Below are 24802 nucleotides of genomic sequence, written 5' to 3' on the forward strand. Positions count from 1 at the left end.
AGGACCAAGAACAATGAGCAATATTCCGACAGAACTGAAATACGCCTCTTCACACGAATGGATCCGCAAGGAAGAAGACGGTAGCTACACAGTTGGTATCACTGAGCACGCCCAAGAGCTGTTAGGTGATATGGTTTTCGTTGAACTCCCAGAAGTGGGCGACACTGTGACGGCGGGTGATGACTGTGCCGTAGCTGAATCAGTAAAAGCGGCGTCTGACATTTATGCCCCCATTTCTGGCGAAGTGATTGCCGTGAACGAAGCGCTGGAAGATTCTCCAGAACTCGTTAACAGCGACGCTTACGGCGAAGGCTGGTTCTTCCGCGTAATGCCTTCTGATGAAACAGAAGTTGACGCACTGCTCGATGCAGAAGGTTACCAAGCTGTTATCGACGAAGAATAATCGTCGACGCTAACGAAGCCCTTAGGGGCTTCGTTTGTTTTAGCACAAGTTTGACATAACAATAGCCCGTTAATCAGTACCCTACAGTCCTGAGTTACGGCAAATCTGGAACAAGGTTTAACATGACCAAGCAAACCCTCACTCAGTTAGAACAGCACGATTTATTCCTACGTCGTCATATCGGCCCTGATAGCAGTCAACAGCAAGCCATGCTGAACTATGTTGGTGCCGAGTCACTGGATGATTTGACCGCGCAAATCGTGCCTGAGTCGATCCGTTTAAGCCAAGAGTTGAGCATTGGTGATTCCTGCGGCGAAGCCGAAGGCATTGCTTACATTCGTGGTTTAGCGAAACAAAATCAAGTCTTCAAAAGCTACATTGGTATGGGTTACTACGGTACCCAAGTCCCGAATGTGATTTTGCGTAACGTCTTAGAAAATCCAGGTTGGTACACGGCTTACACGCCCTATCAGCCAGAGATCGCCCAAGGCCGTTTAGAAGCCATTCTAAACTTCCAACAAGTGTCGATGGATTTAACCGGATTAGATTTGGCTTCAGCGTCACTGCTTGACGAAGCAACCGCGGCTGCCGAAGCGATGGCGCTGGCCAAGCGGGTTTCTAAAGCGAAAAAAGCCAATATCTTCTTCGTTGCCGATGATGTGTTCCCGCAAACCTTAGACGTAGTGAAAACCCGCGCTGAGTGTTTTGGTTTTGAAGTGGTGGTAGGCCCTGCATCTGAGGCCGTTAACCATGAGCTGTTTGGTGCCTTGTTCCAATATACTAACCGTTTCGGTCAAATCACTGACTTCACTGAATTATTCGCCGAATTGCGCGCCAAGAATGTGATTGTAACTGTGGCTGCTGACATCATGTCGTTAGTGTTACTGAAATCACCGGGCGCTATGGGCGCCGATGTGGTCTTCGGTAGTGCGCAGCGTTTTGGCGTGCCAATGGGCTTTGGTGGTCCACACGCTGCCTTCTTCGTGGCCCGTGACGAACATAAACGCTCTATGCCTGGCCGTATCATTGGTGTGTCAAAAGACGCCCGTGGTAACCGTGCACTGCGTATGGCGATGCAAACTCGCGAGCAACATATCCGCCGCGAAAAAGCCAACTCAAATATTTGTACTGCACAAATTCTGTTAGCGAACATGGCGTCTTTCTACGCCGTATTCCACGGCCCTGATGGCCTGAAAACTATCGCTTCACGTATTCACCGTTTCGCCGATATTTTAGCGGCCGGTTTACAAGCGAAGGGTGTGAGCTTAGTCAACAGCACTTGGTTCGATACCCTCAGCATCAAAGGCTTAGATGTTGCTGCCGTGAATGCGCGCGCACTGGCCGCTGAAATGAACCTACGTTTTGATGCCGATGGCACTGTGGGCGTGAGCTTAGATGAAACGACACTGCGCACCGATATCGACGCCCTGTTCGATGTAATTTTAGGTGCCGGCCATGGTTTAGATGTTGCCGCGTTAGACGCGCAAATCGTCGCCCAAGGTAGCCAATCGATTCCTGCTGCACTCGTGCGCCAAGATGCGATTTTAAGCCACCCAACCTTTAATCGCTACCAAAGCGAAACCGAGATGATGCGTTATATCAAGCGTCTCGAAAGTAAAGACTTAGCTCTGAACTACTCGATGATTTCATTGGGCTCATGCACCATGAAGTTAAACGCAGCGGTTGAAATGATCCCCGTAAGCTGGCCAGAATTTGCCAACATGCACCCCTTCTGCCCACTGGATCAAGCCAAAGGTTACACTCAGCTGATCGAAGAACTGTCTTCATGGTTAGTGAATGTAACGGGTTACGATGCCGTGTGTATCCAACCTAACTCTGGTGCGCAAGGCGAATACGCTGGCTTGTTAGCCATCAAGAAATACCATGAGTCACGTGGCGATGCGCACAGAAACATCTGTTTAATCCCGCAATCTGCTCACGGTACTAACCCTGCATCGGCACAATTAGCCGGTATGCAAGTGGTGGTGACGGCGTGCGATAAGCAAGGTAACGTCGATTTAGAAGATCTGAAGACGAAAGCTGCCGAAGTGGCCGAAAACCTGTCTTGCATTATGATTACTTACCCATCGACCCACGGTGTGTATGAAGAATCTATCCGCGAAATCTGCGACATAGTGCATCAGCACGGTGGTCAAGTGTACTTAGATGGCGCCAATATGAACGCACAGGTCGGCTTAACGTCTCCTGGCTTTATCGGTGCCGACGTATCACACCTTAACCTGCACAAAACCTTCGCGATTCCACACGGCGGCGGTGGTCCAGGTATGGGCCCAATAGGTGTGAAATCACACTTAGCCCCATTCGTTGCGGGTCACGTTGTGGTGAAACCGGGCCGCGTGAGCGACAACAACGGCGCCGTATCGGCTGCACCTTACGGTAGTGCTGGCATTCTGCCAATAAGCTGGATGTACATTAAGCTGCTTGGTTCAAACGGTCTTAAAAAGTCGACCCAAACTGCGCTGTTAAATGCTAACTATGTGATGAAGAAGCTGTCGGAACACTACCCAGTATTGTTCCGTGGCCGTAACGATCGCGTCGCGCACGAATGTATTATCGACCTACGTCCACTGAAAGAAGCCTCAGGCGTGACCGAAATGGATATCGCTAAGCGTTTGAATGACTACGGTTTCCACGCGCCAACCATGAGCTTCCCGGTTGCGGGAACCCTGATGATTGAGCCAACGGAATCTGAGTCTAAGGTGGAACTCGATCGTTTCATCGACGCTATGGTGTCAATCCGCGCTGAAATCGCCAAAGTGGAATCGGGCGAATGGCCAGCGGACAACAACCCGCTGCACAACGCACCGCACACTATGGCCGATATTATGGACCCAGAGTTCGATACGCGTCCATACAGCCGCGAAGTGGCCGTGTTCCCAAGTGCAGCAGTGCGCACTAACAAGTTCTGGCCAACCGTGAATCGTATTGATGATGTTTACGGCGACCGCAACTTGATGTGTTCGTGTGCACCATTATCAGACTACGAGTAATAATTGCTGCTTAGGCTAGCTACTGCGGCGTTGAATGAGGCTTTCGCATAGCTCGAAATAGAGAGTTTGACACCAGTCAACTCCGCGCGAAAGCTTTCAATCCGCCTTGCATTAGCTTCGCCAGCAACGCAATTATGATGTAGTTGGCTTCAGCGAATTTGAAGCATAAAAAAGCGACCGAAAGGTCGCTTTTTTGTTGCCTGCTGCAGGCTCTTATATTCGCTACACCAGTGACACGCCGCCCATAATGTAAACATTAGTCGTCCCTGTAGGCTCTACTAAAAGACCTATGTTTTAAAAGGTCACTGGTGCAACAATGCCTATTCTGGTGTAACGGTTTAGTACAGAGTTATGCTTGTTCTGATATATTCCAAATACGAGACGCTGGCTGATAAAACGGAGGTGTTACAGGCTTGCCAATAAGCTATTAACAAGCTCGAAACCATACACCTCCATTGAGGTATAGTTATTATACTCAGAGACAGGGATTCGTTTAATTTCTTCCTCTCCCTTATATAGCCCTCCTGCGTAATTAAAGATCCTTAACTCGTCTTTATCTTCGGTCAGGTCTGCATGTCCAATTATCTCCCAAGAACCATTTTTTACATTTTGATTCCCAGTAAATATAACTTTCATCTCTTTCCCCATATCCATGATAGGAAGAGGGCGAAGTACGTCATCACTTTTAAAAACTTTATTATCCTGTAAAAATAGGACGCAGAAACCTATGACTTGCTTAAACTTCCCTTTTGGGGCAAAAACAATTTGGCAGATGGCAAATTTGCCCTCTGTAGGAATAATAAAAATATCACCTTCTTGATATCTCATTTTCACAATATTTTACCTTTTAGAATAGAAAGATCATGACTCAGTATCTTATCACCTCAATCATAACATTCTACTTTAGTTAAATTGTGTCACCGATCTTAAATTAAATCGTGCAGTAAATCGTGCCACCCACTTTAAATCGCGAGTATCCATCTTAAATCGCTAACAAATTCTGGCCAACCGTGAATTGTATTGATGACGTTTACGGCGACCGCAACCTAATGTGTAGTTGTGCGCCGATGGAAGACTACGAGTAAGGGCTGGATAGTTACGTTATTCAGGTCTAACGTTTGATGAAAAGCGAACCCTTAGCGGTTCGCTTTTTTATTGCCTGCAATTTGAGGTTTAGTTGTGTTTAGCTGAATGGGTTTCAGAAGAATTGTTTCTGTCGAATGGTGTGCTGCGAATGGGCTTTGCAGTGGCTTCATGTTAGGGCATTTCCTAATTGCCTGCCGCAGGCTTTCGCACTGTTACACCCGACATTCCGCAGCTAATTTAGGAATAAACTACCTCATAGAATCTACCGAGTAATTTGAGTAGTTGTGTTTGGTGATCTTGAAGTCCAGTGATGAACCTTTGGCCGTTAATCTCTAGCGTATCTATGCCTTCGAATTGCAAGAAGACCCAACGTGCCGTCGGTCTGGAGGTCGTCTTGTTCTTTACCATACTTGGGAAGAACGCTTCGGTTTGTGCGAGTTGTTCTCTGATTTTGTGTTCTAAACTAGCGTAAACAAGCAAGCTCAACGTCATTATCATTAGCAACGCTTCAATGCGCTCAGGCTTTTTCAAGAAGATGGAAGAGGTTAAAAACTCAGGGCTTTTTAGAAAACGGAAGCCGCGCTCGACTTTTTGTTGCGATTTGTAATGTGCTAGAAGAGCCGCCATGGTGAGTGCTTCATTGTCGGTGTCATTCGTCGCGAGGATAAACATGCCTACTTTGAGCTTAGCCAGTTTTACTTTTTCTAGGTCGGTGAAGGGGGCGGCTTCGATAAAGTATTGGTATCCTGTCGGTGCTTCATCTGTCTTTGGGCGGCCCGAATGAGAGTAAGTCGGCTGTTTGATGAGAGTGCCTTGTTCAAACCCAAGTAAGTCACATTGTTTCTTGAAATCGTTAAACGCTAATTCTGCGTCAACTTCACAAGCGAATGGTTTTTTACTTAGCTTTTCCAACGCTTTGATTTCTTTTGCTATGTTTTTCTCTAAGTTCTTGAAGAAAGTGATTTCTTCCCGCTTGGTGGCCTGTTCACTGTGAACGAGCAACCAACGTTGATTGACCTTTCCGTAATCCGAGTCTATCCAACATCCTGAGTAGCCATGACCGATAGTGCTTAATTGCTCTGGCTCTAGCGCAAGTAGTGCTTGTTTTGCGAGCTTGATGGTCATGGGGACACGGGTAATGAATTTTTGATTTTGCTCATCTAGCGAGGAGATGCTTTCTTCGGTGTACAAAGCGGCATCAGCGATAAAGTAACGACTATTTTGCGCGGCTTTTAGGCAATGTATGTGTCTTTTAGTGACTTCAGCGAATGCCTTGGCATCATTGGTGTTACCACTCAGTGCTTGCATGTAAACAGGAATACCTGCTTGGTTTTCACAGATGAGTTCAAGCACGACTTGGTTAAGCTCTGGCCTATGATCCCGACTATAACCTCTTACAAGCTTAATCACGTTGGTGTTTTCATCTTGTGCATACTCACCATCAACGTGGAAGCTAGTGATATCAAGATGAACAGAATCGGTCGTCAAGCCCAGTTTATCAACAACACGCTCAGCAATAACCTGATAGAGCGCTGAGACATCGGCTTCGTATAGAGCATCTAATGTGCGGCCTAGTACATCATCAGTCAGGTGGTGTGCTTCAATGTCTTTGGCGAGTAGCTTAGATACAGGCTTGGTCTTAAAAAAGTCCGAGAACATGTGCAGTGTTCTGCTATGAAAGCCAAGTCCATTTAGGAGCATGGCCAATACCGCGTCACCATGAGAAACATTGTGGTCAGAATATTTTGGGATAACGGCATCTATCATCCGTGGCAGGCCAATTTCGTGACAAAAGGCGGCAATGAGACCAAGGTGATCTAAGCGTTTAATAACAGGATGGGTAGACATATTTTGAGACCGTCAAATAGCAGTAATAGATCAAAACTGTCGATCGCGGTCAAGATGGTGTCGTAGTTTTTATGAAAAGCTGATCGCCAGATCACACTATTTAAATTCTGGAATTAGCTGCGGAATGACGGTTACACCAGTGACACGCTGTAAATACATCCTTGTAGGCTCTACTAAAACATCCATGTTTTAGAAGGTCACTGGTGCAACAATGCCAGTTCTGGTGTAACCGTTGAGTGACGCGTAATGTCTACCCTATTTTTCATGCATAAAAATCACGCAGGTTTTCGATTTTCAACTACGGGCCAAGCTTGTAACTCGCCAAAAATAGACTTAATACCCTCTTGTATTTCCGATATATCATCTAAGTACAGTACTCTGAGATTTTTTATTGCTCTAGAGCAAGCAACATAAAGCAAATTTTGCGTATTAATATGCTTTTCTTCCTCAACAGGGTCTGTAAATAAGAATTGTGTTTCTTCCGTGCTTTGCTGTAAAACTAGAAAATAATCTTTAAACTTATCTCTATTCTTATTACCAAAGCTATGTTCAAGGATGATGGCAACATTATTATACTCTTCCCCCTTAGTGCCATGATACGTATGATAACTAATATCATCAGCTTCAATACCATCTATAAAATTAACCCAGTTTACTAATGACTTGATTGGTAGATTTAAAATACTTAATATTTTTTCTTTTGCTTTATCATCTTCCTCAGAATCATCACTCATTAAACTATTAATCCTACTCATCAACGTGTCGCGGAATATATCAGATGAAGTAACCTTATCTTGTTCATAATGAACTCGATTTATTAATATTTTAGATAGAGTCTCTTTAGCTGTACTATTTTTAAGCCGATCAGTAATCAAATCTATCCAGTCACCTAATGATGTCAGTTTATCTGTTTCTAATTCTTGTATGATCAAACTTGCCTTCGCGAAAGTTAGATTTTTACTTGATGATCCAAAAATATCGAAGTAGGATACCGTTCTCTTCTGTAAGTCTTGGTAAAGACTAATCAGATAGTAGATCGTTAAAATTGTTGGATGTAACTTTTCTAATTGCTGGGATAACACTTGAGTATTTAGATTTTCGAAATAAATTGATGAATTTTGATATATATCATAAACATCACCAAAACCATTAAAACTTGCCATCAGTTTGTTTGTTAATACCAAGCAATGAATTTTTTTACTTTCAGTATTTATTACTTCTGTTTCACTATCGACATTAAAAAGATCAGTTTGATACTCAGATAAGAATTGTTGAGCAATTGTCTGCTTGTTTTCTGAGTCATGGTAATAAAATTTTACTGAGCCTTCATTTCGTTTTTCAAAGATAGGTTTTTGAACTATATTGTCGGCACGAATTTTATTGGCAATATCAATGATCTGCTGATGCGAACGACGATTGAATATTTTTTGGATATTAATCAGCCCGCTATGAAGTTCTTCAATTTTTCGACCAACTCCATCATTATAAATATTCTGTGCTGTATCTCCAAAATATCCTACCATCCATTTTTTATTTTTTTTATTAGCATATTCATTGATGGTTTTAAAAAAACTAATTACATTACAATGTGTATCCTGATATTCATCAATGAATATATAAGGATAGGTATCAATAATGATGCGGCATAAAGTAGGGTAGGTATTAATTAACTTTAATCCATACTCAAGAAGTGTATCATGGCTAAACTTCATGTAATGAAGTCTATCCAAGTTTACCTTGCTGTCATAATTTACACGATTTTCTATACCTGTGGAAATTCTTTCCAAACAGGCTTCTAATTTTTCAATTTTATAAATAATCTTGACGATTTTTTTAAAGTTTTCTATGTTTTTTAGATGTATATCTAAAAGTTTGTATTTATTCTCTTCAATATTTTTTTTGTAATAATCCCTAAATGCTGTCGCATTTAACTTTTCTGATTTATAGAACAAGTCTTTAGTTTTTATTGCAAGTGAAATGAACTCTAGTTTTTCTTCGGTAGTTAATTTTGCAAAGGTTTTTGTGTTTTTGTTATTAATGTTATTTAATTCATTATTATGTTGGTCTAAAACAGATATGATTTTTTCTTTATGACATATCAATAGCTCAGGCTGAGCATTTTTTATTATATCCCATAATCTTTCATGAATAGTTGAAACTTGTACAATATCTGAATTTCCCAATCGACTTTTTATTTCATTCACTGCTACATTAGTATAGGTAATACATGCTACTTTTTGTGGGCTTTTGGTAGTCACTATTTTATTGGTTGTGACATATCTCAGAGTTTCTATTAGTGCATAAGTTTTACCAGCTCCAGCTCCAGCATTGAAACGAAAGCTTTTAAAATTATCAATACTATTATTTATAGCTTTCTGTACCTCTAGCTCAGCAATTTCATTATGCGTCATGATCAATTGCCTCCAGATCCTCAATTATACCACTTAGTACTTCGGCATTGGCATTAATAGGCATAGATAAAGCGCTATCATTAGTTTGTAGCTTAGTAGCTAACCAATCTAAACCATCATTTAAGTACTTGGGTAAGTTTGGTGAAAGGTCGCTATTTTCTGAGGAGAGCAAACTAAAAAGTAACTTATTGGAAAACTCACTTTTACTGTCTGAAAGTTTATTTTGTAGTTTATAAGAGTTATTGAGTATATTTTTTCGTGATTCATTTCCTCCATCATTTATAATATCAGCATATATTTCTGGCTTGCATTGTCTAATTACTTCATTGATCATATCATTTTGATAATTGGTTAAGATTAAAGCTTCTTCTAAACTAGTTGCGTACTGTTCTTCAATAGGGTCTTTTTGGAAAACAACATAAAAATTAGTTCCTTCTATAAATTTTATGCCATCAAGAAAATCGGCTTTTTCTGATATGCCGTTAAGCCTAAAGTTTAACTCTTTAATCGTCGAATTAGTTGTTGTGCGCCCTTTAAGGTTAGTAATTTGAACGTACTTTGGTTCAGTTCCTTCTATATATGGGTTATCGCCATCTTTAGGTCTTTGACCACATATACTACATGATTTATTATTTTTATGCTTTATGCCTTTCTCGCACTCTTCGCGCTTAATATCCAAATCAGTCACAATTAAGCTGGGAACACTAAGCTTTTCAGCCAGAGGTAGATACAATTTACCGTGAGCACCATTTATGTTGAATACCGAAATGTAATAGTTACTAAGAATTGGATGCTTTTCCAAAAAATAATTTAGTAAAGTCTCTTCGGTAATTCCCTCAACAAATATAATGGCATCAGAGAAGAATAACTCTGAAACTTTATATTTTATATGTTTTTTTATGAAGTTAAGATCTTTTGTTGAATCAATATTATCAAAAGGTACTATGGTATTATCCGTAAGATTAATAGCTTTTGTACATTTGTTTATTGTGGTTAAGTAATTAAGATTGTTGAAAGTATTGCTACTGTGGATCTTACTGTTGACGATATGAGATGAATGAGTAGTGATAACAATCTGGCATTGTAATGTTTTTGCTAATTTTGAAGATTTATTTGCGATTTCAAGTGCTTTCATTACCGCATTATCAATACGCTTTATGAAGAATTCTTGCATTTGAGGATGCATAAATGCTTCTGGTTCTTCAATAAAAAGTAAATTAATGTGACTTAAATGACTTTTATCTTCATAACTATCAACGAAGTGGATAATCTCCCCGATAATATTTAAAAGATTGATATAACCTAAGCCAAATTGATCTTCAGGAATGTAATCATCACCATCCATAAAATTATATTTAATTAGTCCTTTAATTAGCGTCGAATAAGTAACATTACCTGAAAGATCCATATCAACTTTGTTACGACTTTCAACTTCACCTAATACTTTAGATATTTCGGTACTTTTAGAACCTACATTGTTAGATATAACTTGATTTATATCTTGAACGCTAGCCTCCAAATTTGAGCGAGAACTTGCATCATTGTTGAACTGAAATTCAACTATCTTACTAAAAACAGTGCTTAACACATTTTCTTTAAGATGACGGTTGGCTTTGATTTCTTTAACACTTATCAGATGATTAATGGAAAACTTTTCTGCAACATTACCAATGCAATCAATAAAATCAACTTTGTAAAGATTTCCTTCATTTTTAATCACACTAGTCGCTTTCGAAAGTAGCGCATAGAATTTATCTCTACGCTGATTATCCGACAGCTTATTTCCATTTGAATCGGTTGCTTTAAAAATATTTCTAACTTCTTCTTTAAATGTTGACTCTTCGGCAAGTGATATTTTAACCATGATACGTATGCTAATCGCTTCACCATTATCTATTTCACTAATTGATATAAAAGGTGCAAGATGAGTCATTAGATCTTGATCATTGAAGTCAATTTTAATAATTAATGTAAATTCTAAATTAGGAGTTTCTAGGTGTTCGAATTTTGTGCTTTCATCAGCTTCAAATTTTCTTATGTATTTATTGAATAATTCGTTTAGATAAGAGAGATTAAAATCTGAGGTTGATGGCTGCTTATTCTGACATAGCATTGTTAATGCATTAACTACCGTAGTTTTACCAGCATTATTTTTACCAATGATTAAGGTTGTAGAGGGCGATATCACTGGCTTCGGTTGTTCTTCTTCAGTTCTCTTATCGATGGGCTTCGGCTTTACGAAGCATATAGTATTATCTGTAGAGCTAAATTTTCGGTAATTTTTTATAGTTAGACTTTCTAAATACACGGTATTTGCCTCTTCAATATATTTTTAATAAACAGTCAGAGTAAAAATTTTTATTTCCCTACCTCACTTTTACTTAGGCATCTTTGGGCGACTTGGTAGATGATGGTGTCGACTTGTTGCTGGGTAAGATCTTGGGTTTTCAGTTTTGGGATCGTTCCGACTAATTGTTTGTGGTTAAGGATCGGGAACGGTGGTTTCGATTGACTGGTGACATACCAGCCGGGGAATACTAGGGCTGGGGTGGCGGCGACGGGGGAGCCTGTGGCTTTGGTTAACCATTGACTGACCCACTTGGCCTGACGTTCGGCTTGTTCTATGGGTTTGGTTTCAGTCCATGAGGGGAAGTTTAAGCGCCCGTCTTTGTAAAATACTTGATAGCCTTTATTGCCATTGCCATTGCCATTGCCATTGCCATTGCCATTGCCATTGGTTTGGCGTAGGTCTTTATTGCGCTTATGGCGGCCTTTGGTTTCTATCGCGAATACGCCATTTTTGCCGATGACGAGGTGGTCGATATTAAAGCCGTCGGCTTGCACATCGTGAAACACTTGATAACCCAAGGCTTGTAAGCCGATAAGCTCATTGGCGGTGGCGATTTCAGCGGTATGCCCGAGGCGTAATTTGGTGAGTTTGGAAAAGAGTTTCCACGTTTTAAAGCTGCAATAGCTTAAGCCCATTAGCGCTGTGATGCTTAATATCCAAGGGAATTTACCTACGGCGATATGTGCTTGAATGCTGTTGAGTGCAAAGGGGAAGCAAAAAATCACGGCTCCCATCATCATGTAGCCCATTAAATCTAATTGCAGATCTTGGATTTGCTGTTGTAATCCATAGGCCGGAATGCGGATTAACTGCTCACGATCAACGGGCAGGGTTAGCGTTGCATCGCGGTATCGAAGAAATACATGTAATACTCCTGCGCCGACAAACAGGCTGGATAGAATAATTACAACGGATAATAGGTTGCTGCCGAAATCTGTCATTTACATCCTTGCCGTAATAAAGGGATCGTTAATTCCATTACTTACACAGGCTTCCCCTGTGCTGATTTAGCTGGGTGACAGAGGTGGCTGTTAAGAGGGGTGAGGCAGATAACTGATTTGCTTCTTCATCCCTAAATAGCGTGCTCGATATTGGTGTTCGAGTGTGACTCTGTGTTTTCCCTCAGTGGCCACACTTTAACCTGCACGATACGGTTTAATCAATGCGTTTTGTCACAAAAGCTTATTTTAAATAACAACTTGTGATCATTTGGCGGAAGATAAACATAAGGTTGAAACTTCGGTGTTAGGTAGGCAAATAAAAACGGCCAATCAGATTGGCCGTTGTTATGCTCCCGCTCTTTGCGCTAAAGCTTAACGATAAAACGCTTCAACTGTGCCTTTTACTGCGAGTAACAGTGGTTGGCCGTGGCGGTCCATGATTTATTGCGGATGACCATTTATTTTTTGTTTAAATTTTTTCAAAGGTAACATTTTTAGGAGGGAAACTATTAGGTAATGATCCTGATCTTATTTTTCTTAACAATAAACCAGACAATAGAGAGGTTATATTTTCATCAAAATATTCTACATCTGGCGATCTAGATGCGATTATTGCTGTGTCCCATGTATCACTGTCTTTTAGATCGGAAACAACCCAAAATATGCAATCACCATTATCCGTTACGCCTATTGGTAAAAGGCCATTAATTTTTGGATAGAGGTTATATTTAAAATACTCTGGGTCTTCATTATTAAGGTAATTGAAATCCTCAATAATTGTTTTCTTCTGCTCAAAAAAATCAAGGTCATAATTTGTAGTAAATGGATTGAATATCGCAATAAAATCGGCAATTCTTCCTGTGCCATAATGATTAATAAACGCAATATAATCCCTAGGAAAACTAAGACCTTCATCTATAGAAGGCCAAACGTTACCAATCCCAGAGTCATTAGGGAAGTTAGGGGGAGTTAAAATGCTATTTAATACAGATAGGGTCATGATCTACATTCCACGAGGATTAAGAAGAGTAATGTTTTCAAAGGAACCACCACTACCTTGAGCGTTTACTGTTATACCTGCCGGTATTCTGGAAGGACCTTTATATATTGGAGCTACCGAAACATCAATTATTTCTCCTCTCTCTAACGCTTTTCTCTAGCCAATCCCCAAATAAACTTGATGATATTCAAATAAGTAGACATGCATACTGCTGTTTGATTTAATCCATTTCGCCAAAAACCGACTGGATAGCTGTTCCGAATGGTAGTTAACTGCACTCGTGCAGTTTCAGCAAGTAGTATTGAATTAGTATCATTTGCTGCTGGGCAAACAAAAACGGCCAATCTAATTGGCCGTTGTTATGATCCCGCTATTGCGCTAAGGCTTAACGGCTAGCGGCTTAACGATAAAACGCTTCAACTGTGCCTTTTACTGTTAGCAAAAGTGGTTGGCCGCGACGGTCCAATGATTTTGTTGGCACTTTTACCCAACCTTCACTGATGCAATATTCTTCGACATCAAAACGCTCTTTGCCGTTGAGCTTAATACCGATATCGTGCTCGAAAATTTCTGCCACATGGTGTGGGCTGCGTGGGTTAACGGAAAGGCGATCCGGTAAAGCGGGTAATGATGTTGTGTCGGTCATGGTCGTGATCTGTCATTGTCTATAGTGAAAAAGCGTGCGCTATTGTAGGCAATCCCAGCGCAACGCTCAAGACTTTAACTGTGACTGATTGCGCTGCATGGGATAAGTATGGGCAGCATTTGTTAGAGAACCTTATTATCCTGCTTGGATACAGTGCTACACTTTCGCGCTAGGTATTTTATGGCGCTTGAATGTTAAGTCGAGCCGACCTTGCCCAATTGCCATGAAAGTATTCGATAAACCAACAGTTATTCATCACGCGTTATGAACGACGACATTACTATCTTACTGCCCTCGCTTATTCATCGAATTGGGCGCGAGGCGGTTAAACAAGCTCAAGCGATTGCAACTCAGTATGATTGCGAGCTTAAGCGTGTGCGGCGTTCGAGGAATTGGTGCATTGTTGGCGCAGCGGTCAAGATCCAATCCTGCACCGCCCATTTACAAGCCGAGCAGCGACTGATGGCTGATGGTGCATTTCGTTATCTTATTCAAAAGCTTGAGTCAGCTTTGCTACAGTATGCAGACAAACTTGAACCATTAGACGCTAAGCTGATTCGGCTTATCACAGACAACCCTGCGATTACCTTAGGTGAGTTGATGCAATTGACTCAATGCACTGTCACAGAGGCCAGATTGGCACGTTTTCAAGCTGACTCTTGGTAGTTTGTCCGCTGAGTTTTTTGCTTTGAAGGTTTATTTATCCGTCATTCCGCAGCTAATTCCAGAATTTAAATAGTGTGATCTGGCGATCAGCTTTTCATAAAAACTACGACACCATCTTGACCGCGATCGACAGTTTTGATCTATTACTGCTATTTGACGGTCTCAAAATATGTCTACCCATCCTGTTATTAAACGCTTAGATCACCTTGGTCTCATTGCCGCCTTTTGTCACGAAATTGGCCTGCCACGGATGATAGATGCCGTTATCCCAAAATATTCTGACCACAATGTTTCTCATGGTGACGCGGTATTGGCCATGCTCCTAAATGGACTTGGCTTTCATAGCAGAACACTGCACATGTTCTCGGACTTTTTTAAGACCAAGCCTGTATCTAAGCTACTCGCCAAAGACATTGAAGCACACCACCTGACTGATGATGTACTAGGCCGCACATTAGATGCTCTATACGAAGCCGATGTCTCAGCGCTCTATCAGGTTATTGCTGAGCGTGTTGTTGATAAACTGGGCTTGACGACCGATTCTGTTCATCTTGATATCACTAGCTTCCACGTTGATGGTGAGTATGCACAAGATGAAAACACCAACGTGATTAAGCTTGTAAGAGGTTATAGTCGGGATCATAGGCCAGAGCTTAACCAAGTCGTGCTTGAACTCATCTGTGAAAACCAAGCAGGTATTCCTGTTTACATGCAAGCACTGAGTGGTAACACCAATGATGCCAAGGCATTCGCTGAAGTCACTAAAAGACACATACATTGCCTAAAAGCCGCGCAAAATAGTCGTTACTTTATCGCTGATGCCGCTTTGTACACCGAAGAAAGCATCTCCTCGCTAGATGAGCAAAATCAAAAATTCATTACCCGTGTCCCCATGACCATCAAGCTCGCAAAACAAGCACTACTTGCGCTAGAGCCAGAGCAATTAAGCACTATCGGTCATGGCTACTCAGGATGTTGGATAGACTCGGATTACGGAAAGGTCAATCAACGTTGGTTGCTCGTTCACAGTGAACAGGCCACCAAGCGGGAAGAAATCACTTTCTTCAAGAACTTAGAGAAAAACATAGCAAAAGAAATCAAAGCGTTGGAAAAGCTAAGTAAAAAACCATTCGCTTGTGAAGTTGACGCAGAATTAGCGTTTAACGATTTCAAGAAACAATGTGACTTACTTGGGTTTGAACAAGGCACTCTCATCAAACAGCCGACTTACTCTCATTCGGGCCGCCCAAAGACAGATGAAGCACCGACAGGATACCAATACTTTATCGAAGCCGCCCCCTTCACCGACCTAGAAAAAGTAAAACTGGCTAAGCTCAAAGTAGGCATGTTTATCCTCGCGACGAATGACACCGACAATGAAGCACTCACCATGGCGGCTCTTCTAGCACATTACAAATCGCAACAAAAAGTCGAGCGCGGCTTCCGTTTTCTAAAAAGCCCTGAGTTTTTAACCTCTTCCATCTTCTTGAAAAAGCCTGAGCGCATTGAAGCGTTGCTAATGATAATGACGTTGAGCTTGCTTGTTTACGCTAGTTTAGAACACAAAATCAGAGAACAACTCGCACAAACCGAAGCGTTCTTCCCAAGTATGGTAAAGAACAAGACGACCTCCAGACCGACGGCACGTTGGGTCTTCTTGCAATTCGAAGGCATAGATACGCTAGAGATTAACGGCCAAAGGTTCATCACTGGACTTCAAGATCACCAAACACAACTACTCAAATTACTCGGTAGATTCTATGAGGTAGTTTATTCCTAAATTAGCTGCGGAATGTCGGATTTATGGCTTGTTGTTTCTAACACTTTTATTTGATTTTCGATTTGCTCGGCTTCTGCGGTCAGCATTGAGTAGGATCTAATATCGCCTTTTCGCTGGGCATGCATCGCTTCTTCCAGTTTAGCGTTATATTGCTGTGTTAATTTTTTTAAGGGATCTTTTTTAAAAATTGAAAACATGGCTATTTCTAATGGGTGGGGTATTTGGGTTTATATACGTAGGCAATGGGAATTAAGTTTTACTTTTTGAAAATAAAAGCAGTACTCAGCAATTATTATCCGCAGGCATTGGCCTCTGTAAGGCTGAGTCTTCGCATTTTAAATAAACCAATGGGTTGCTACTTTTCATTCTGATTTCGCAACCCATTGCGACATAGCTTTAAATTTTAAACTGACCGACGAGCTTACCTAAGTTTGTTCCTTCCTGTGATACGGTTTGGCTCACTCTGGCGGCATCTTCGCTAGAGTGGAGTAACTCATTCACAATCTCTTGGATGGCGTACACATTACGGTTAATTTCTTCGGTGACAGAGCTTTGCTCCGTTGCTGCGGTGGCAATTTGGGTACTCATATCGTTGATTGCTGTGACTGCCGATGTGACTGAGCCAAGGCTTTCAGAGATAGCGCGAGAAGAGTCTACCGAGCGCACGCAGCTTTGCTGACTTTCTTCCATTGTTTTTACGGCCTGTGCGACAAGTTTGTGCAGTTCAGAGAGCATTTCATTGATTTCTAATGTGCTTGATTGGGTGCGGCTCGCTAAGTTACGCACTTCATCAGCCACCACGGCAAAACCTCGACCTTGCTCACCCGCGCGGGCCGCTTCGATAGCAGCATTTAATGCCAATAGGTTTGTTTGCTCAGCAATACCACCGATCACTGACAGCACGTTGTTGATTTTTTTAGACTGTTCGCTTAAGGATTGAATACTACCCGCGGCATTATTGATTTGCTCCATCAAGCCTGCAATTTCCTCTAATGAGGCATCGACACAACGCTGAGCGTTGGCGACATCACCTGTTGCGGCTTGGGTTGCTTCCGCCACTTGGGTGGTATTTTGTGCCACTTCGCTTGCTGTGGATGACATTTCAGTAATGGCCGTTACCACTTGGTCTGTTTCATTGTTATGGCTGATAAGCTGGCTCGACATGGCTTTGGTTTGGTCATGAATCGCATTCGCTGCCGATTTAACTTTGGCCGTTGCACTGGCGACATCGCCTATGATGGTTTGAAGTTTATCGACAAACAGGTTAAACGATTGACCGAGTTTGGCGATTTCATCTTCCCCTTTGACGGTAAGGCGCTTGGTTAAATCGCCTTCGCCTTTGGCGATATCGTTTAGGTTATCGGCCATATTTTTAATCGGTGTGACCATACGATGGGTTGTGATCATGATGATAAAAGCGGTGATACCAGCAAGGACAAGCGCAATCAACAGAATTGCAAAGGATTTACTCATCATTTGTTCAGTTGCTGTGGCGCGATAATCCTCAACGACCGCGTCGATATCATCAATATAGGCTCCAGTACCTAACATCCAGTCAGTGCCTGGGATCATCATGGAGTAACCGAGTTTTTCTATTTGCTCCTTGGTGTTAGGTTTTTCAAAATAAAAGGAGAAGTTGCCATCGCCATTTTTAGCGGCATCGAGTAAACCGACAATAATTTTTGTGCCGCGAGGATCTGTCATATCGATTTTATTTTGCCCTTCGAGGTTGGGCATCACGGCGTGGAAGAGGTTCTTGCCTTGGGAATCATAGATAAAAAAGTAGCCTGCACTACCAAAACGAATATCACGCAGTGCTTGGTTTACGTTGCCATTTTCCTTTAACGACAGTTGGTATTGTATTATCCCGGCGGCAATTTCGGTTGCTTCTTTGATTTGTGCTTTACGCTCGCCAATCAGTTTCGTTCTAAAGATAGTGACTTCATCGGCGAGGGCGTCTTGCTCGACATAGTAAGTGACAGTCATTAGGACACATAAAGTAAAGAGCAGGGGGAACAGCGATAATAATAGTAATTTATTACGTAGACTAAAATGAGGCATATCTGAATACTCCAAGATGAACATCGCTTTTACTGCGGGGAGTATAGCTAATATTCTCTCTTTCTTAGTGCTGAGGTTAACAAAATTGTCATACTCCGACTAAAAGCCTGCTTTTAGCTTACCTTGATGACAGGTTTACCCCTGTAAATCCCTCGTCGAATTTGTTTAACATAATTAACCCAAGACTAATGGGCGAAAAACACCGATAATTCACCCCTAATGACTCATTACCGATGAAGCGTCTTGGTTAATGGCTGCTACAGACTCACATATTTAGTGGAAATCATATTCAATGGAAATCAAAGTTAATTTTCTCGACAATCTTAGACTTGAAGCCAAGTTTGATGATTTTACCGTGACCGCCGATCAGCCGATCCGCTACAAAGGTGATGGTTCTGCCCCTAGTCCGTTTGATTATTTTTTAGCGTCATCAGCCCTGTGTGCGGCCTATTTCGTGAAGGTATATTGCAAAGCCCGTGATATTCCAACGGATAATATTCGCCTGTCGCAAAATAATATTGTTGATCCTGAAGATCGCTATAACCAGATTTTCCAAATTCAGGTTGAGCTACCCGAAGATATTTCCGATAAAGATCGCGAAGGTATTTTGCGCTCGATTGACCGTTGTACCGTTAAAAAAGTGGTACAAACGGGGCCAGAATTTAAGATTGAAACCGTTGAAAACCTCGATGCCGATGCAAACGCTATGCTGATGGGGCATCCAGAGGGTGAGAGCAGCACTTATATCTTGGGTAAAGATTTACCGCTGGAGCAGACCATTGCCAATATGACGGCGATGCTCGCCGATCTAGGCATGAAGATTGAAATCTCATCCTGGCGCAATATTGTGCCGAACGTGTGGTCATTGCATATCCGCGACGCAGCCTCGCCAATGTGTTTCACCAATGGCAAAGGCGCAACCAAAGAAAGCGCGCTGTGCTCGGCACTCGGTGAGTTTATTGAGCGGTTAAACAATAACTTTTTCTATAACGATCAGTTCTTTGGCGTTGAGATCGCCAATAGCGAATTTGTGCATTACCCCAATGAAAAGTGGTTTGCATTAGAAGAAGACGATTCGCTGCCAGCGGGGATTTTGGATGACTATTGTTTAGAGATTTATAACCCAGATGAGGAGCTTTGCGGCTCGCACTTGATTGACACCAATTCGGGCAATATCAAGCGCGGTATCTGTGCGATTCCTTATACCCGTAAATCCGACGGTGAAACGGTTTACTTCCCGTCAAACCTGATTGAAAACCTCTTCTTAAGCAATGGTATGAGTGCGGGAAATAACCTTAACGAAGCCCATGTGCAGTGTTTATCAGAAATTTTTGAACGTGCCGTTAAACGGCAAATCATTGAGCAAGAAATTGTCTTGCCCGATGTGCCTATGTCTGTGCTGGAAAAATACCCTAGCATTTTGGCTGGCATTAACGGTTTAGAAGAACAAGGTTTCCCCGTGGTGGTAAAAGATGCCTCACTCGGCGGCCAGTTCCCGGTAATGTGTCTCACTTTGATGAATCCGAAAACCGGTGGTGTATTTGCCTCTTTCGGCGCGCACCCAAGCTTTGAAGTGGCGTTAGAGCGCAGCCTAACGGAATTGCTGCAAGGTCGCAGTTTTGAAGGGTTAAACGATGTGCCAAAACCCACTTTTAACAGTATGGCGGTGACTGAGCCTGAAAACTTTGTTGAGCACTTTATCGACTCAACGGGCGTGATTTCATGGCGCTTTTTTAGCAGCAAGCATGACTATGAGTTCTGCGAATGGGATTTCTCCGGCACTAACGAAGAAGAAGCGGAACGCTTATTCGGCATCTTAGAAGACCTAGGGAAAGAGGTGTATATTGCTGAGTTTACCGATTTAGGCGCCTCGGCCTGTCGTATTCTTGTGCCTGATTATTCTGAGATTTATCCTGTTGATGACTTGATTTGGGACAACACCAACAAGGCGTTGGCGTACCGTGAAGATATCTTAAATCTGCATTCATTAAGCACTAAACAACTGGCTAATTTGGTTAACCGTTTAGAAGAAAGCCAACTCGATAACTATACGGATATTCGTACCCTGATCGGCATTGTATTTGATGAAAATACCGTGTGGGGTAAGCTGACGATTATCGAGCTGAAAATATTGATTTATTTGGCACTCGGTGAGCATGAAGAAGCCCTTGAGTTGGTCGGTGAGTTCCTGCAATTTAACGATAACACGGTTAAACGTGGTTTGTTCTACCAAGCGATGAATGCCGTGCTGGAAGTGACCTTAGATGAAGACCTCGAACTCGAAGACTTTATCCATAATTTCACCCGTATGTTTGGTGAGGAAGTGATGAATGAGGTGGTCGGTAGTGTCACAGGTAAAGTGCGCTTTAGCGGACTAACCAAGACCAGTATGCAACTTGAGGGTATTGAGCCGCACTTAAGGCTTATTGAAAGCTATAAAAAACTGCATCAAGCCCGTAAAGCTAAAATGGCTAATTAACCTGATTTATTGACTGATAACTCGGTATCTAAAGCGAACTCTAGGGTTCGCTTTTTTTATGGCTTCACCTTAAAGAATTTGAATTCCCGCATTAGGCTTCAGGCCCACTTAAAATAAATGTTCCATATTTATGACTTACATCAATGTTGTGATGTAACAGGCTATTGCCCACAAATATTGGGCTGCTTTATTCTGTTCGATATGGATTTTTATCTAGGTTGGGATACCAACATGATAGTGTCATCAGTTAATGGCCGCTTACGTCTTAAAATTCCTTCCGAGAAGTTAACCTGCTTAAGCCTGTTGCAACAGCAACTCGAAGCGTTGCCCGAAACACTGGCGGTTCGGGTTAATTGGTCTGCGCGCAGTCTTATTCTCACCTATCAGCCGTCATATCCTAAGGCTGAAATGGAACAAAAACTAACGCAGTTGATAGAGAATTTCGTGGGGCAGGTTGAGGCGCCCATCTCATTAGATATAAACCACCATCAAATCTCACGCCCTAGAAAACATGCTCGGCGTCGAGATATTAATCGATTCGCCAAAACCGCCGCCATTATTAGCCTGCCATTATCCATTGGGCTTGTGTATTCCGGATTTAAACGCTGGCATGCCATTACGGGATGGTGTTTTATTGCCGCGGCGGCAACCCATGTATTCATTCACCGTAAGAATACTTTTCGTTAGTCACCCATTGATGATATTGCATGAATAAACTTGAAAAATTGCGAGAGCTGACTGAACACATTCTCGTTGCTCACCATGTACCGGGCAGGATCCGATTCAAACTAAAAAGCCATCTTCCCGATAATTTGAATTTAAAGGGGTTTAAGCACACACAACAGTTACTTCGATTTATGGAGTCAATACCTGGGGTTAAGTCGATACGCCCTAATATGTTAGCCCGTTCGTGTGTTGTGGAGTATGACACTAAAGTGCTCAGTGCATCATTGTGGGAATCGTTGTTGAAAGCGGAAGATAAGCCCAATGTCATCGCTTTGTTAGATGAAGTAGAACAGCATTTTCAGTGGTTTAAGATGCAAAATACCTAACACTCATTCCGTTGCTTTTGTTCAAAGGAGAGATAAATGAATCCAATATTAACCTTATTACTCGGTGCTGCTACTGGCGCGACCTTGGTTAAACTGGCGCAAAAAAGTAATAGTAAAACTTATGTTAAGCGAGCGCAGAAGAAACTTTATGAGTCAACGGCGTCGAGCCTCGAATCATTAGAGCAAACATCGGCTAAATTGCGACATAAACTCGAAGCAACTGATAACGCAGAAGAGGTGAAATCTCAAACTGAGGAGTCAGGAGATGACACTAAAAACCAATGAGTTAAGTAATTTTTTTATTCGTGGAGCCGTGGCCGCAGCATTACTCACTGCGCTGCAACAGACGGATGGCGCTAAAAAGAAAAAGTCCAAGCCTAAAGCAAAAAAAGTGCTGAAACGTGCCTTACAGGGTGGTGTCGCGACTGCGGTGGGCATGGGGGTCGCGAATGCGGTAGAAGTGAAAGAGTATGAGCAGGCGCTGTTATTGCTATTGGGTGGTGGCGCAGGTATCGCAAGTATTGAATTACTCATCAAGGATTAATAACGAGGTATCGAACCATGGGCAAAAAGAAAAACAAACAGTTAAAAAAGCAATTTCAAGGAAGTATCCCAGCGGGTATGACAGTTGAAGAGTTACTTGCAAGTGCCGCAGGCGGCAAAAAAAGCAAGGGGCTACTCGGTGCGATACAAAACAATACCAGTAATCAGTTTTTACTAGGTGCATTACTTGGCGCAACGGCTGCTTATGTGTTGAGCAACGATGAGATGCGCGAGAAAATTGTTCGTTCAGCCGTAAAACTGTATACCGATATTGCTGGCGGGATGGAAGAACTTAAAGAACAGGTTGCAGATATCCAAGCTGAAATGGCAGTCCAGACTGGTGATGATGAACAATAATGCCGCAGTATTTAAAGCATTAGCTTTAGTCCACCATTGCACTAATCGGGTTCGATGGCGTTATTCTTTAGCAACGAATAGCCAAGAGCTCAAAGGTTTAGCATTGGCCATTGAGAATCTCGATGAGGTGTATTCTGCGAGGTTTAATCCCAAAGCTCGTTCCTTAATTGTTAGCTATAACGCGTCTAAAATATCGATTGAGAAATTAGCCAGCCGAGTGCTACAGGTTAAGCCTGTCATTTTGGTTGCGGGTGATGGCCAAAATAAAGAGAGCCACCCCGCCCCCCAAAGACTGTTGCTGAATCTTGCGACATTAATCAGTGTGAATTTTTTACCTATATCGATGCGCTTGCCCGTCTCTCTATTGTCGGCATTGTCTGTGCTAAGGCATGGTGCTGAGGATGTTGTGAGTAAAGGGTTAACTTCTCATGCGCTAGAAGCCTTGGCCGTGACTATCTCCCTTGGCAGTGGTGATTATATTGCTGCTAATACCACAGCCTTTATGTTGGAGTTAGGCGAATACCTCGAAGACTCTATCGCTCGTCGATCTGACGATATGCTGAAAACCTTGTTGCAGCCCTCGGATAAATTTGTATGGGTTGAACGCAGTGGTGTAGAAATCCAAGTGGCAACCAATGAAGTGGTTGTCGGCGATACCGTGATCGTGGGTGCAGGTGCTGTGCTGCCTGTAGACGGTACTGTGCTTGGGGGAGAGGCTTATGTTAATGAAGCCTCAATGACAGGCGAAAGTATGGCAACCCGGAAAAAACGGGGTGATACCGTATTGTCGGGTACGGTTGTGGAAGATGGCAGATTGAGGATCTACGCAGAGCATGTCGGTGTGGGAACCGCGGCGGCGCGTATTGCGGATTATGTCGAACAATCGCTCACAGCCAAAAGTGACGTCCAACTTCAGGCTTCATCATTAGCCGATAAATTGGTGCCCCGAGTACTCACATTAGCAGGTGCTACTTATTTAGTTTCTGGTAACTGGCAGCGCAGTGCCGCTGTTTTACAAGCCGATTATTCCTGCGCATTAAAGCTCGCTACACCAGTGGCATTTAAATCGGCCATGTATCGTGCAGGTAAAAACGGGATTTTAATCAAAGGGGCTACAGCGTTAGAACGACTCGCTCAGGCAGACACTTTTATTTTTGATAAAACGGGTACGCTTACTAAAGGTAATCTTGATGTGACCGACTCTGTGGCGTTTGATAGTACCTATTCTGCGAATGATTTGATCTGGCTGGCAGCCTCAGTAGAGGAGCACTATTTTCACCCGTTGGCCATGGCGGTAGTGGAGGCTTCACAAAGCATTGATGGTCGACATTTTGATCACTCTGAAGTGGAGTTTATCGTTTCCCACGGTGTGGCGAGTGAAATTGATGGGAAACGTATTGTTGTCGGTTCTCGGCATTTTATTGAAGAAGATGAGTGTATTGATGTAACACCTTATCTTACTGAAATTGAAAGATTATACAGTGAAGGTAAAACCTTACTTTATATTGGATTTGGTGGTGTATTAATCGGTGTTTTAGCACTTAGGGATGCCATTCGTGATGAAAGCGCAGTAACCATACATCGCTTAAAGCAATTAGGGGTAAAACGAATACTGTTACTTACTGGCGATCAGCAGGATCGTGCCTTGGAGCTTGCCAAAGATCTTGGTATCGATGAAGTGTATGCAGAGCTATTGCCAGAAGATAAAGCCGAGATCATTGAGCGACTGAGTCAATCGGGGTGCAATATTGCCTTTGTGGGGGATGGTATTAATGATGCGCCTGCGTTAGCGGGGGCTCATGTTGGTATTGCCATGCAAAAAGGGGCTGATATTGCGCGTTTATCCGCAGATATTGCGCTCTTGCAGGATGACATTACCCGAGTGGCCGATGCGAAGGAATTAGCGAATTTATCTATGGCACTTATCCATGATAACTACCAGTTAACACTGAGGGCTAACACAGGAATACTAGGCGCTGCTGCCGTTGGTTTACTCAGTCCTGTAGCGGCATCTATATTACACAATGGCACGACTATTGGTATTTTGCTCAATGCCTTACGGGGAAATCGCCGCATAACTAATACGGCCTAATATCATCGTTAGAAAGCAAGTTGATCGCGTTTTAGCCGTAAAAGCAAATACCCCTACAGGTGTTAGCTTTTACGGC

The 24802-nt window shown here is 42.4% G+C and carries 20 protein-coding genes; 11 read left to right on the forward strand and 9 right to left on the reverse strand.

Features of this window, described 5'->3' with window-relative positions:
• The first annotated feature begins 13 nt into the window (after positions 1–13).
• Positions 14–403: a glycine cleavage system protein GcvH gene (gcvH, locus tag SPUTW3181_RS03790; RefSeq protein WP_011788112.1), complete on the forward strand. Its 390-nt coding sequence runs from the start codon at positions 14–16 to the stop codon at positions 401–403.
• 122 nt (positions 404–525) lie between these two features.
• Complete coding sequence (gene gcvP / locus SPUTW3181_RS03795; RefSeq protein WP_011788113.1) at positions 526–3414, forward strand: aminomethyl-transferring glycine dehydrogenase; 2889 nt, start codon at positions 526–528, stop codon at positions 3412–3414.
• A gap of 405 nt (positions 3415–3819) precedes the next feature.
• On the opposite strand, the gene SPUTW3181_RS03800 is transcribed toward gcvP, so the two are convergent.
• The 7 genes from SPUTW3181_RS03800 to SPUTW3181_RS03830 form a co-directional block, all read right to left on the reverse strand.
• Complete coding sequence (locus SPUTW3181_RS03800) at positions 3820–4242, reverse strand: Imm26 family immunity protein (RefSeq protein WP_227498156.1); 423 nt, start codon at positions 4240–4242, stop codon at positions 3820–3822.
• A gap of 495 nt (positions 4243–4737) precedes the next feature.
• Positions 4738–6348, reverse strand: coding sequence for an IS1634-like element ISSpu7 family transposase (locus SPUTW3181_RS03805; protein ID WP_011787758.1), 1611 nt, complete (start codon positions 6346–6348; stop codon positions 4738–4740).
• A 275-nt stretch (positions 6349–6623) separates the two neighbouring features.
• Positions 6624–8759 carry a UvrD-helicase domain-containing protein gene (locus SPUTW3181_RS03810; protein WP_011788115.1) on the reverse strand — a complete coding sequence of 712 codons (2136 nt, stop codon included), beginning with the start codon at positions 8757–8759 and terminating at the stop codon, positions 6624–6626.
• Positions 8749–11067, reverse strand: coding sequence for an AAA family ATPase (locus SPUTW3181_RS03815; RefSeq protein ID WP_011788116.1), 2319 nt, complete (start codon positions 11065–11067; stop codon positions 8749–8751). Before SPUTW3181_RS03815 ends, SPUTW3181_RS03810 begins: the two co-directional genes overlap by 11 nt.
• A gap of 50 nt (positions 11068–11117) precedes the next feature.
• A complete protein-coding gene (locus SPUTW3181_RS03820; RefSeq protein ID WP_011788117.1) occupies positions 11118–12050 on the reverse strand; it encodes a nuclease-related domain-containing protein in 933 nt (310 codons plus the stop codon).
• Positions 12051–12519: 469 nt separating this feature from the next.
• Complete coding sequence (locus SPUTW3181_RS03825; RefSeq protein ID WP_011788118.1) at positions 12520–13050, reverse strand: SMI1/KNR4 family protein; 531 nt, start codon at positions 13048–13050, stop codon at positions 12520–12522.
• A gap of 400 nt (positions 13051–13450) precedes the next feature.
• Positions 13451–13696 (reverse strand): DUF3297 family protein, encoded by a 246-nt coding sequence (locus SPUTW3181_RS03830; RefSeq protein ID WP_011788119.1) that lies wholly within the window; start codon positions 13694–13696, stop codon positions 13451–13453.
• A gap of 264 nt (positions 13697–13960) precedes the next feature.
• On the opposite strand from SPUTW3181_RS03830, the gene SPUTW3181_RS03835 reads away from it, so the two are divergent.
• The gene (locus SPUTW3181_RS03835) at positions 13961–14362 is read left to right on the forward strand and encodes a ribosome recycling factor family protein (RefSeq protein WP_011788120.1); all 402 of its coding nucleotides are present in this window, start codon (positions 13961–13963) and stop codon (positions 14360–14362) included.
• A 169-nt stretch (positions 14363–14531) separates the two neighbouring features.
• Entirely contained in the window at positions 14532–16142 is a 1611-nt protein-coding gene (locus SPUTW3181_RS03840; protein ID WP_011787758.1) for an IS1634-like element ISSpu7 family transposase, read from the forward strand.
• Here SPUTW3181_RS03840 and SPUTW3181_RS03845 read toward each other — a convergent pair.
• Entirely contained in the window at positions 16139–16339 is a 201-nt protein-coding gene (locus SPUTW3181_RS03845) for a DUF6435 family protein (protein WP_011788121.1), read from the reverse strand. The genes SPUTW3181_RS03840 and SPUTW3181_RS03845 overlap by 4 nt on opposite strands.
• Positions 16340–16538: 199 nt before the next feature.
• Positions 16539–18203, reverse strand: coding sequence for a methyl-accepting chemotaxis protein (locus SPUTW3181_RS03850; RefSeq protein WP_011788122.1), 1665 nt, complete (start codon positions 18201–18203; stop codon positions 16539–16541).
• Positions 18204–18495: 292 nt separating this feature from the next.
• Here SPUTW3181_RS03850 and SPUTW3181_RS03855 point away from each other — a divergent pair, with 292 nt between their 5' ends.
• The 7 genes from SPUTW3181_RS03855 to SPUTW3181_RS03885 all read left to right on the forward strand — a co-directional run bounded on the left by SPUTW3181_RS03855 (position 18496) and on the right by SPUTW3181_RS03885 (position 24726).
• The gene (locus tag SPUTW3181_RS03855; protein ID WP_011788123.1) at positions 18496–20682 is read left to right on the forward strand and encodes an OsmC domain/YcaO domain-containing protein; all 2187 of its coding nucleotides are present in this window, start codon (positions 18496–18498) and stop codon (positions 20680–20682) included.
• Between the two features lie 117 nt (positions 20683–20799).
• Positions 20800–21369 carry a hypothetical protein gene (locus tag SPUTW3181_RS03860; RefSeq protein WP_011788124.1) on the forward strand — a complete coding sequence of 190 codons (570 nt, stop codon included), beginning with the start codon at positions 20800–20802 and terminating at the stop codon, positions 21367–21369.
• A gap of 20 nt (positions 21370–21389) precedes the next feature.
• Positions 21390–21734: an HMA2 domain-containing protein gene (locus SPUTW3181_RS03865; RefSeq protein WP_011788125.1), complete on the forward strand. Its 345-nt coding sequence runs from the start codon at positions 21390–21392 to the stop codon at positions 21732–21734.
• A gap of 36 nt (positions 21735–21770) precedes the next feature.
• Entirely contained in the window at positions 21771–22019 is a 249-nt protein-coding gene (locus tag SPUTW3181_RS03870; protein ID WP_011788126.1) for a hypothetical protein, read from the forward strand.
• Positions 22000–22278, forward strand: a complete 279-nt coding sequence (locus SPUTW3181_RS03875; protein WP_011788127.1) for a hypothetical protein — start codon at positions 22000–22002, stop codon at positions 22276–22278. Before SPUTW3181_RS03870 ends, SPUTW3181_RS03875 begins: the two co-directional genes overlap by 20 nt.
• Positions 22279–22295: 17 nt before the next feature.
• The gene (locus SPUTW3181_RS03880) at positions 22296–22634 is read left to right on the forward strand and encodes a YtxH domain-containing protein (protein ID WP_011788128.1); all 339 of its coding nucleotides are present in this window, start codon (positions 22296–22298) and stop codon (positions 22632–22634) included.
• Entirely contained in the window at positions 22621–24726 is a 2106-nt protein-coding gene (locus tag SPUTW3181_RS03885) for a heavy metal translocating P-type ATPase (RefSeq protein WP_011788129.1), read from the forward strand. Before SPUTW3181_RS03880 ends, SPUTW3181_RS03885 begins: the two co-directional genes overlap by 14 nt.
• Positions 24727–24802 lie beyond the last annotated feature (76 nt).

The sequence above is a fragment of the Shewanella sp. W3-18-1 genome (assembly GCF_000015185.1).
GTDB classification, from domain to species: Bacteria; Pseudomonadota; Gammaproteobacteria; order Enterobacterales; family Shewanellaceae; genus Shewanella; species Shewanella putrefaciens.

What these genes read in the sequence shown, in the direction of transcription:
- SPUTW3181_RS03820 (WP_011788117.1), bottom strand. Translation starts at nt 12,050, where the DNA reads ATGACAGATTTCGGCAGCAACCTATTATCCGTTGTAATTATTCTATCC.
- SPUTW3181_RS03865 (WP_011788125.1), top strand. Translation starts at nt 21,390, where the DNA reads ATGAATAAACTTGAAAAATTGCGAGAGCTGACTGAACACATTCTCGTT.
- SPUTW3181_RS03855 (WP_011788123.1), top strand. Translation starts at nt 18,496, where the DNA reads ATGGAAATCAAAGTTAATTTTCTCGACAATCTTAGACTTGAAGCCAAG.
- SPUTW3181_RS03830 (WP_011788119.1), bottom strand. Translation starts at nt 13,696, where the DNA reads ATGACCGACACAACATCATTACCCGCTTTACCGGATCGCCTTTCCGTT.
- gcvP (WP_011788113.1), top strand. Translation starts at nt 526, where the DNA reads ATGACCAAGCAAACCCTCACTCAGTTAGAACAGCACGATTTATTCCTA.
- SPUTW3181_RS03845 (WP_011788121.1), bottom strand. Translation starts at nt 16,339, where the DNA reads ATGTTTTCAATTTTTAAAAAAGATCCCTTAAAAAAATTAACACAGCAA.
- SPUTW3181_RS03875 (WP_011788127.1), top strand. Translation starts at nt 22,000, where the DNA reads ATGACACTAAAAACCAATGAGTTAAGTAATTTTTTTATTCGTGGAGCC.
- SPUTW3181_RS03805 (WP_011787758.1), bottom strand. Translation starts at nt 6,348, where the DNA reads ATGTCTACCCATCCTGTTATTAAACGCTTAGATCACCTTGGTCTCATT.
- SPUTW3181_RS03885 (WP_011788129.1), top strand. Translation starts at nt 22,621, where the DNA reads ATGATGAACAATAATGCCGCAGTATTTAAAGCATTAGCTTTAGTCCAC.
- gcvH (WP_011788112.1), top strand. Translation starts at nt 14, where the DNA reads ATGAGCAATATTCCGACAGAACTGAAATACGCCTCTTCACACGAATGG.
- SPUTW3181_RS03840 (WP_011787758.1), top strand. Translation starts at nt 14,532, where the DNA reads ATGTCTACCCATCCTGTTATTAAACGCTTAGATCACCTTGGTCTCATT.
- SPUTW3181_RS03860 (WP_011788124.1), top strand. Translation starts at nt 20,800, where the DNA reads ATGTTCCATATTTATGACTTACATCAATGTTGTGATGTAACAGGCTAT.
- SPUTW3181_RS03850 (WP_011788122.1), bottom strand. Translation starts at nt 18,203, where the DNA reads ATGCCTCATTTTAGTCTACGTAATAAATTACTATTATTATCGCTGTTC.
- SPUTW3181_RS03810 (WP_011788115.1), bottom strand. Translation starts at nt 8,759, where the DNA reads ATGACGCATAATGAAATTGCTGAGCTAGAGGTACAGAAAGCTATAAAT.
- SPUTW3181_RS03825 (WP_011788118.1), bottom strand. Translation starts at nt 13,050, where the DNA reads ATGACCCTATCTGTATTAAATAGCATTTTAACTCCCCCTAACTTCCCT.
- SPUTW3181_RS03800 (WP_227498156.1), bottom strand. Translation starts at nt 4,242, where the DNA reads ATGAGATATCAAGAAGGTGATATTTTTATTATTCCTACAGAGGGCAAA.
- SPUTW3181_RS03870 (WP_011788126.1), top strand. Translation starts at nt 21,771, where the DNA reads ATGAATCCAATATTAACCTTATTACTCGGTGCTGCTACTGGCGCGACC.
- SPUTW3181_RS03835 (WP_011788120.1), top strand. Translation starts at nt 13,961, where the DNA reads ATGAACGACGACATTACTATCTTACTGCCCTCGCTTATTCATCGAATT.
- SPUTW3181_RS03880 (WP_011788128.1), top strand. Translation starts at nt 22,296, where the DNA reads ATGGGCAAAAAGAAAAACAAACAGTTAAAAAAGCAATTTCAAGGAAGT.